Annotated in this window: 5 protein-coding genes; 3 read left to right on the top strand and 2 right to left on the bottom strand. The window is 64.6% G+C overall.

Annotated features, from left to right (window positions below):
- Positions 1 to 916 (top strand): acyl-CoA carboxylase subunit beta (locus NA2_RS21075; protein ID WP_008599310.1); only part of this gene is annotated, 916 nt, incomplete at its 5' end.
- Between the two features lie 24 nt (positions 917 to 940).
- On the opposite strand, the gene NA2_RS21080 is transcribed toward NA2_RS21075, so the two are convergent.
- Positions 941 to 1,252 (bottom strand): hypothetical protein, encoded by a 312-nt coding sequence (locus tag NA2_RS21080; RefSeq protein ID WP_008599311.1) that lies wholly within the window; start codon positions 1,250 to 1,252, stop codon positions 941 to 943.
- A gap of 208 nt (positions 1,253 to 1,460) precedes the next feature.
- Here NA2_RS21080 and pncB point away from each other — a divergent pair, with 208 nt between their 5' ends.
- The gene (gene pncB, locus NA2_RS21085) at positions 1,461 to 2,765 is read left to right on the top strand and encodes a nicotinate phosphoribosyltransferase (protein WP_008599312.1); all 1,305 of its coding nucleotides are present in this window, start codon (positions 1,461 to 1,463) and stop codon (positions 2,763 to 2,765) included.
- Positions 2,766 to 2,810: 45 nt separating this feature from the next.
- On the opposite strand, the gene cckA is transcribed toward pncB, so the two are convergent.
- Complete coding sequence (gene cckA, locus NA2_RS21090) at positions 2,811 to 5,393, bottom strand: cell cycle histidine kinase CckA (protein WP_008599313.1); 2,583 nt, start codon at positions 5,391 to 5,393, stop codon at positions 2,811 to 2,813.
- A 233-nt stretch (positions 5,394 to 5,626) separates the two neighbouring features.
- Between cckA and NA2_RS21095 the strand changes: the two genes are divergently transcribed.
- Positions 5,627 to 6,048 (top strand): flagellar biosynthetic protein FliO (locus tag NA2_RS21095; protein WP_008599314.1); only part of this gene is annotated, 422 nt, incomplete at its 3' end.

The following is a 6,048-nucleotide window of genomic DNA, read 5'->3' on the forward strand; positions in this document are numbered from 1 at the left end:
GACGGCGGAGGAACTGGGCGGCGCTTCAGTTCACACGGTGAAATCCTCCATAGCCGACGGCGCCTATGACAATGATATCGAAGCGCTTCTGCAGATGCGCCGCCTGATCGACTTCCTGCCCGCCTCCAACACGGCCGAGCTGCCGGAGGTGGAATGCTACCAGTCGGTCACGGACGCCGATCCCTCGCTCGACCGCCTCGTCCCCGACAACGCCAACAAGCCCTACGACATCAGGGAACTGATCCTGAAGACCTGCGACGAAGGCGACTTCTTCGAGATTCAGGCCTCCTTCGCCAAGAACATCGTCACCGGCTTCGGCCGCGTGGAAGGACGCACGGTCGGCTTTGTCGCCAACCAGCCGATGGTGCTGGCCGGCGTTCTGGACAGCGACGCCTCACGCAAGGCGGCGCGCTTCGTCCGCTTCTGCGACTGCTTCAACATACCGCTGGTCACCTTCGTCGACGTACCGGGCTTCCTGCCGGGCACCGCGCAGGAATATGGCGGCCTGATCAAGCACGGCGCGAAGCTTTTGTTCGCCTATGCGGAGGCGACCGTGCCGAAGATCACCGTCATCACGCGCAAGGCGTTCGGCGGGGCCTATGACGTGATGGCCTCGAAGCATCTGCGCGGCGACATCAACTACGCCTGGCCGACGGCGCAGATCGCCGTGATGGGCGCAAAGGGCGCCGTCGAGATCATTTTCCGCAAGGACATCGACGATCCGCAGAAGATCGCGGCGCACACCAAGATGTATGAGGACCGTTTCCTGTCGCCCTTCGTCGCGGCCGAACGCGGCTATGTGGACGAGGTGATCATGCCGCATTCGACACGCCAGAGGATCGCCCGTGCCCTGCGCATGCTGCGCAACAAGGATCTGCAGAATCCCTGGAAGAAGCACGACAACATTCCCTTGTGACCTCGCCTGCGCGGCATGCGAAGCTCAATAGCTGCGCGGCGGCACGAACAGGCAGATCGTCCGGGAATCGTCCTTGCCGGCAACCGAGCACCAGTGGAACACGCCGTCCGGCGAGTTCTTCACGCGCTTGTCACTGTAGCTCACAACCTCGCCCGTCACCTTGATAAGGTAGCCATCCGGAACCTCCGAGATGGCAGCGTCCTTGATCTCCCGGCAATCATTGTCGGAACAGCAGGCATAGGGATATCGCCATCCCGATTTGGCTTCGTGTGCAAGACTGATAACAGGGAAGACACCAACAAGAACGGATACGCCGAGAAGCGGGCGCAGGGCCAAAGCAGATCCAGACATGATTGTCTCCGTGGATCTCCTCCCAGTGTCGATTGTTTGCGCACTTTCCTAACAAAACCTTAACGCCGGTAACGAAATTTAAACCATGACGCTCCTTCTGCTGGATCATTGACAATCGCCCCCTTCCCGGTGTCGTCTGCCGGTCCGGAGAAAGCGCCGTTGCGGCACGCCACATTCAGGAAGAACCGACATCATGCCGAAGACGGATATTGCGCGACGCGTCTACAACCACACCTGGAAGCTCGATCCGATCTGCCGCAGCCTGCTCGACACCGACTTCTACAAGCTGCTGATGCTGCAGATGATCTGGGGGCTCTACCCGGATGTCGACGCGCGCTTCTCGTTGATCAACCGCAACAAGAAGGTGCGCCTCGCCGACGAGATCAACGAGGACGAGCTGCGCGAGCAGCTGGACCACGCGCGCGAAATCCGCTTCTCCAAGAAGGAGATGATCTGGCTCGCAGGTAACACTTTCTACGGGCGCAAGCAGATCTTCCAGCCGGAATTTCTGAACTGGCTCGCCGATTTCCGCCTCCCGGAATACGAGCTGTCGCGGCGCGACGGCCAGTTCGAGCTGCATTTCCACGGCCGCTGGATGGAAACGAGCATGTGGGAGATCCCCGCGCTCGCGATCATCAACGAGTTGCGCTCGCGCGCCGCCATGCGCTCGCTCGGCCCCTTCGCCCTCGACGTCCTCTATGCCCGGGCCAAGGCCAAGGTATGGTCGAAGGTCGAGCGTCTCAGGAAATTACCCGACATCAAGATCTCCGATTTCGGCACGCGCCGCCGGCATTCCTTCCTCTGGCAGCGCTGGTGCGTCGAGGCGCTCAAGGAGGGGATCGGCGAAGCCTTCACCGGCACCTCCAACGTTCTTCTGGCGATGGATACCGATCTGGAAGCTCTGGGAACCAACGCCCACGAACTGCCGATGGTGCTGGCGGCGCTCGCCAACAGCGAGGAGGAGCTGCGCGCGGCGCCATACCGGGTTCTGGAGGATTGGCAGAGTTATTATGGCGGCAACCTGCTGATCGTCCTGCCCGACGCCTTCGGAACGGAATCCTTCCTCCGCGACGCGCCGGGCTGGGTGGCCGACTGGACCGGCTTCCGTCCCGACAGCGCCCCGCCGATCGAAGGCGGCGAGCGGATCATCGAGTTCTGGCGCCGGCACGGCAAGGACCCGCGCGACAAGATGCTCATCTTCTCCGACGGGCTCGACGTCGAGACCATCGAGGAGGCTTACAGGCATTTCGACGGCAAGGTGCGCATGGCCTTCGGCTGGGGCACCAACCTGACCAACGATTTCGAGGACTGCGCGCCGCGCGAGGTGCAGGGGCTGAAGGCGATATCGCTGGTCTGCAAGGTCAGCGAGGCCAATGGCCGACCGGCCGTCAAGCTCTCGGACAACCCCGAGAAAGCCACCGGCGATCCGGCGGAGATCAAGCGCTACATCGAGGTTTTCGGCGCCGAGAACCGGGTGCGCCGCGCGGTCTCGGTCTGAACGCCACGGCCTTGCGGAGCGCCCGCGCCGCAAGGCTCCGGAAGCTCAGTCCGCCTCCAGCATTTCCTTCACGACGGTCGCCAGTTGCTTGAGCGAGAAGGGTTTCGGCAGGAATCCGAACTGGGCTTCCTCCGGCAGGTTCTTGGCGAACGCATCCTCGGCATAGCCAGAGACGAAGATGAACTTGATGTCGGGCTGGACCTTGCGCAGCTCGACCAGCAGGGTCGGCCCGTCCATCTCCGGCATCACCACGTCCGACACGACGATGTCGACCTTGCCGTCGAGCGCGTTGAACACTTCGAGCGCCTCGGCGCCTGAGCTTGCCTCATGAACCTCGTATCCGCGCGACGAGAGCGCCCGGACGCTCCCCATGCGCACGGCGTCCTCGTCCTCCACCAGCAGGACGCGGGCCGATCCCGAGAGATCGCGGCTTTCTTCCTTGGCCCGGCGCGTCTGCTCCTCGGCGGCGCCATTGGCCTCGGCCGCCTTTTCCGCTTCCGTCGGCACATGGCGCGGCAGGAAAATGCGGAAGATGGTGCCCTTGCCCACCTCGGAATCGCAGAAGATGAAACCGCCGGTCTGCTTGACGATGCCATAGACCATGGAGAGGCCAAGGCCGGTGCCCTTGCCCACTTCCTTGGTGGTGAAGAACGGCTCAAAAATCTTCTTCAGGGTCTCCGGTTCGATGCCGGTACCGCTGTCCTCCACCTCGACCGTGACATAGTCCGCATGGACGAGTTCGCGATAGGAGAGCTTCGCCGCTTCCTCGGCGCTCAAATTCTTCGTCCGCACCGTCAGCGCGCCGCCATCCGGCATGGCGTCGCGCGCATTGACAGTCAGATTGACGATCACCTGCTCGAACTGGCCGATGTCGGCCTTGACCGGCCACAGATCGCGCCCGTGCTCGACGGCCAGCGTGATCTCGTTGCCGACCAGACGCGCCAGGAGCATCCGCAGGTCGGCAAGCACGTCGGTCAGGTTCAGGATCTCCGGACGCAGGGTCTGGCGGCGCGAGAACGCCAGGAGCTGCCGCACCAGCGAGGCGGCGCGGTTGGCGTTCTGCTTGATGTTCATGATGTCGGGGAAAGAGGGATCCGACGGGCGATGGTTGGTCAGGAGCAGGTCCGACGCCATGATGATGGCGGTCAGCACGTTGTTGAAGTCGTGGGCGATGCCACCGGCGAGCTGGCCGACCGCCTGCATCTTCTGGCTCTGCGCCATCTGAGCCTCGAGCGCCTTCTGCTCCGTCGTCTCGACGGCATAGACGATCGCCGCCTCCTCGGCTTCCTCGCCGCCGGCATGATCGACCACCGGGTTGACGTAGAAGCGCACGTGACGCTCCGCGTCGTCGGGCAGAACCGTGTCGATCGGCGAAATTTCGGCCTGCCGCTGCTTGGCGCGATCGAGCGCCAGCGCAAAGGCATCGCGGTCGCGTTCGTGGATCACCGCGTCGAGCTTGATGTGCCGTTCGAGCGCATCGCTGTCGACCACGCGGGAGAACAGCGACAGGAACGGCGCGTTGGTGCGCAGGATGCGCCCCTCGCGGTCCACCGAGGCGATGGCCATCGGCGTGGAGTTGAAGAAGCGCGTGAACCGCACCTCCGAAGCGCGCAGATCGGCGGAGGCGTCCTCGCCGTGCCGCCGGTTGAGAACGATGGTGCGCGTCGGGCCGGACGTGCCGTCGCGGCTGGTCGTCGCGCGGTGCATGAAGCGTACCGGCAGCACCTGGCCGTCCATGGTCGACAGGTCGAGATCGATCACGGCATTGCGCGCCGTGCCCGGATCGGCCTTGACGGCATTGATCAGCGCCATCCCGTCGCCGGCGACGATCTGCGGCAGGCGCACGGCGCCCGGCACGAAGTTCGCCAGCTCGATCCCCAGCCATTCGGCCAGCGTCGCGTTGATGTAGGTGACGCGCCCGTCCGGATCGGCCGCGAAGAATCCGGCGGGGGCATGGTCCAGATGGTCGATCGCCTTCTGAAGGTCGAGGAAGAAGCGTTCCTGCTCCGCCCGTTCCCGCGAAATGTCGGCGATCTGCCAGGCCGACACCGGCTGGCGGTGTCCGGGCAGCTTGAAGATGCGCGCCCAGGTCCGGTACCAGCGTGCGCCCAGTTCGGCGCCCGGCCGGATCGAATGGGAAAGGCGGAACTCACCGTCGCCAGGCCGCCCGTCGCGCAGGCCGGCCGCGAGCCGGTCGATGGTCGGCGCGGCTTCCGGATTGTCCGACAGGAGATTGTCGACGGTCTTCACATCGGCGACGGAGGTGGCGCCGGTCATCCGGGCATAGGCGTGATTGGCGTAGAGAATCCGGCCCTTGGTGTCGGCGACGACCAGCCCCTCCTCCATGGAATCGACGAAGGAGCGCGACAGCTCGCTGCCCGCCGAGCGCGGCGCGACCTGCACGAAGCCGATCGCCGTGGCAAACAGGAAACCGACCCCGATCATGGCGAGCATGCCCAGAATTCCGAGCAGGAACGGGTCGCCGAGCCGCTCGCGGAACACCGCGAACGCAACCGCCGAGCAGGTCAGGATCACGACGAAGATGAGGAGACGTGTTATCGCACCGGGACGCGAACTCTGGTCTATGATCGGCGCCGCGTGGATTTCTCCGCCAGTTTGCTTGGCCATGCGTTTCCCGTCTATCCAGCCCAGTCATTCCGGCGCACATGCGTTCCCGGCCCATTCGGGATATATCAGCCCGCCCGGCATCTGCAAGCGCACACCGGTAATCGAACAGCAAATCCACCCCGTTTGCGCGGCGAATGGCCTGCACGGCCCGAGGATAAGCGCCCGCAACGGGTTGCCGCCCGCCCGGGCCGCGCATAGTGTGCACGGGATATGGACGTTATCGGAGTGGTTCAATGCGCGATTGGCTGGTCGGGATTTTCGGGGAGGCCTATGCAGTTCCGGCATTCTGGACAATCATCCTGGTTGCCGTTGCCATCCTGCTTTGGGTCGTCCTGCGCGTCTCGCGCCGGCTGACGAGCGGAACCTTCGTTTCCGGCGGGCGCGGACGCCAGCCGCGGCTTGCCGTGACCGACGCGACGCCGGTCGACAATCATCGCCGTCTGGTGCTGGTGCGCCGGGACAATGTCGAGCATCTGCTTCTGATTGGCGGGCCGACCGACCTTGTGGTTGAAGCCAACATCGCGGCCCCCTTTGCCGCCGAACCGCGCGGCCCGGCCGACAACAGGCCCGAGCCTGCGCTCTCGCGGCCGCCCGAAGCGAACCGCCCTCCGCAGCCGCCGCGCGCCACCCGGCCCATCGCTCCGGCGCCGGTGGC

Origin of the sequence: Nitratireductor pacificus pht-3B, assembly GCF_000300335.1 — a bacterium.
GTDB classification, from domain to species: Bacteria; Pseudomonadota; Alphaproteobacteria; order Rhizobiales; family Rhizobiaceae; genus Nitratireductor; species Nitratireductor pacificus.

Excerpts from the sequence above, each read along its gene's own strand:
- cckA (WP_008599313.1), bottom strand. The coding sequence starts at position 5,393 with ATGGCCAAGCAAACTGGCGGAGAAATCCACGCGGCGCCGATCATAGAC.
- pncB (WP_008599312.1), top strand. The coding sequence starts at position 1,461 with ATGCCGAAGACGGATATTGCGCGACGCGTCTACAACCACACCTGGAAG.